Origin of the sequence: uncultured Agitococcus sp. (assembly GCF_937920075.1) — a bacterium.
In the GTDB taxonomy this organism is placed as follows: Bacteria; Pseudomonadota; Gammaproteobacteria; order Pseudomonadales; family Moraxellaceae; genus Agitococcus.
In genome coordinates this window covers 1-2908 of record NZ_CALETI010000103.1, presented here as the reverse complement: position 1 = coordinate 2908, position 2908 = coordinate 1, and the positions used below count along the sequence as shown (strand labels likewise).

The 2908-nt window shown below is 40.8% G+C and carries 2 protein-coding genes; one reads left to right on the top strand and one right to left on the bottom strand.

The genetic code is table 11. The features are described from left to right. Window positions 1-87: 87 nt before the first annotated feature. A protein-coding gene (locus Q0212_RS03710) for an IS5 family transposase (RefSeq protein ID WP_297922399.1) occupies window positions 88-892 on the bottom strand; the annotation gives its coding sequence in 2 pieces (ribosomal slippage) (window positions 88-627 and window positions 629-892; 804 coding nt in all). A 110-nt stretch (window positions 893-1002) separates the two neighbouring features. Here Q0212_RS03710 and Q0212_RS03705 point away from each other — a divergent pair. Continuing rightward, the gene (locus tag Q0212_RS03705; protein WP_297922396.1) at window positions 1003-2877 is read left to right on the top strand and encodes a hypothetical protein; all 1875 of its coding nucleotides are present in this window, start codon (window positions 1003-1005) and stop codon (window positions 2875-2877) included. The last annotated feature ends 31 nt before the right edge of the window (window positions 2878-2908 follow it).

Here is a 2908-nt window from a genome sequence, read left to right as displayed (position 1 = left end):
TCCAAAGCATCAGTGAGCCGCGAGTTTTCAACGCTGCATTGTAACTTGACCAATTCGTGGTGCGATATTTTGCTGGGCTATAAGAGCCTATCCAGTATCTTTTCTGCTCAACAACAGGACAAGAAAAGCGAGATTGATGAACTGAAGACTGGTATTCAAATAGCGTTCACAGTTCTTCCACAATCGTCGGCATTTCTCCAGCCAACCGAATGAACGCTCGACCACCCAGCGTTGAGGGATGACGTTGAAGGTATGCTGTTCACTACGTTTGGCTATCTCGACGGAGGCCTTTAGTATCTCATACACGCTATCGGCAAAAGGTTGCCCTGTATAACCACCGTCTGCCAGCACCTTCACCACCGCGTCTGCCAGAGACGCCTTGTGCAGAGTCAATGCCTCCAATGCGCCTTGCCTGTCCGTCTTGTCCGCTGTCGTCACCGCAATCGCATGCGGAAATCCCTGCGTATCTACGGCAATGTGGCGCTTGATACCAGACACTTTCTTGCCAGCGTCATAGCCTTTCTCATCTGCCGTGTCCGTGTTCTTCACGCTCTGTGCATCCACGATCAATAGCGTCGGCAAGACGTTGCGACCCAAAGCGACGCGAGCCTTGCCAACCACATTTTTTTAATGCCTGCTCCAGCAGGCTTGGCTCCGTTTCGGAGGGCTTTGCGCTCCATAGCGTGAAGTAGTAGTGCACGGTACTCTTCTTCGGGAAATCGCTGGGCAACATGCTCCACTGACAGCCGCTCTTGAGCAAATACAGCAGGGCGCAAAACACGTCATAAACATCAACTATGCGTGGGCGTGTGCGTTTCCTGCTGCTAAGGAGCAGGGACTCTATCTCTTTAAAGACTTCTCGACTGATGTCGCTGGGGTAGGTTTTTCTCATCACGATAGACTACACCAAAATGACCAAACTAAAAATGCTTAAAATTGATTCTGGATAGGCTCTTAGCAATTAACTATAGCAATGCCTTTTTAACTAATTGGGTTAATTGGGTGTCTAATTTTTATGCGTCATTTTTAAATTTACAAACCATTGTTGATTTTAACCGTTGGTATGGTGGATTTAACATTGCAAATAAAGAGAGTGTAAAAAATTATACAGATGCTGTGCCAATCCGTACCGTAGATGGTGTTGAAGAATATGCGTGTAGTGGCGAAGGACGAATTAAATCTAGTCAGAGTGATGGTATCTCGATGGATTTTATTAACCAACGTGGCTCAAATATGAGTATTTATTGGTTAGATTATAATGCAAAACGCGTTTCCTATAGACAAAATCTACCAACGGGCCAAACTCACTCACAAGGAACTTTTGTCACGCATCCGTGGTTAATTACTGATAGTACAGGTACTTGTATTGGTATCTATCGACCAATCACTAAAACCAATAAAACATTAACGTTTAAAAGCAATGAAGTACTTTTGGGTAATGGTAATAGCCAAGCAACAAGTTGTACAACGGGTGTTGAAACGACATTTGCAACAACAGCAACCAATGCTCCTTTTACTAATGGACAAAAAGTTTGTTTTGATGCGACAACTACAACTCTGGCGTTTAACAGTAAAACCTTAACCAACCCTGTTAAGAATACCGTTGTTCAAGCACCTTATTCAGCTTATGCCTTTAAAGATGGTAGCTATAGCTATGAGGTTATTTTTAATAATAATGCCCTCTATGAAATTAATTTGTCTTTGACATCATTCCTTGGACAATTTACTCCTGTTGTGACAGTACCTACCATTGCAACTTGTGCTAGCAAAAATCTACCTGTAGCAACATTAAGCAGCCTTGCCGATTATAATGGTGATTATAAAGATGCAGGAACTGTTGTATTTAACTTAAATACCAGCACTGCTAAGGCAAGTGTAAAAGGTACAGAAGCTAATATTAAAGAAGTGTGTGGCCCTAACAATCAAAGCAATGGCACAAATCATGTTGTTATCACCGACAAAGGTGAGGTAACTTTGTTTAAAACAACGACTAATGTTTATAGTGCCGAAGGTAAAGAGTTTGCTGATAATACAAAAGTATTTTATGGCGAAAAAGCCACTGCTATTACCAATACTTGTTCTAGTAAAGGCAACGACAGCAAACTAGGCTTTACAAACGCGCCAAATGACTTCTGTAGTTTTAGTTATACTTATGGCACATCAACAGCAATTAGCTCGCCTGATATCTATACGTTTAAAGATTCAACTGACCCCATGGCAAATGCAAAAGTGACTGTTTTAAATGGTAGTGTGCAATCTTTCCAACTAGAAAATAGTAAATATGCTTATGCTTGTGGTGTAGGCAATATGCCAGCTTGTGTGGGAATTACCATTCAAAATAATACGAACAGCAACATAGAATTCAAGTTTGCTAATGTGCAAGTTGCCAATGTTGACTCTACTAAACAAGGAATGATTATTGATAGTGGTTTGTTGATGCATAAAAAATCTGTGACGGCTACTACATTAGCAGCTACAGGCACTGCATCAGGTACAGTGACTAATGTTCAATACAACAAAGATGGTAGTGCAACAGGCGGTAGTGGGGCTGTAAGTGCAAATACATATCAATTTTCAGGAGACATTAACACGTCATATGTACTAAAAATTAATGACACTGTACGTGGATTACGTTATGAGCTAACTAACGCTAACAATAAATTTACCTCAATAAATTTATATTCAGGGGCTAACACAGCTACACCATTATTTGTTTATACATGTGACATGACTGGTGATACGAGTTGTCTTGATAAGGTTTCTTTGACTAAAGGGACTACTTCCTCTACATTGGTATTTAATAATATGAAGCTTAGAGGCGTATATCAGTCACAATATGACTCTATTATTAATGGCCAATTTACACTAAACAACTAAATAAAATTGCCCCGTTTAGCGACTTGCAATA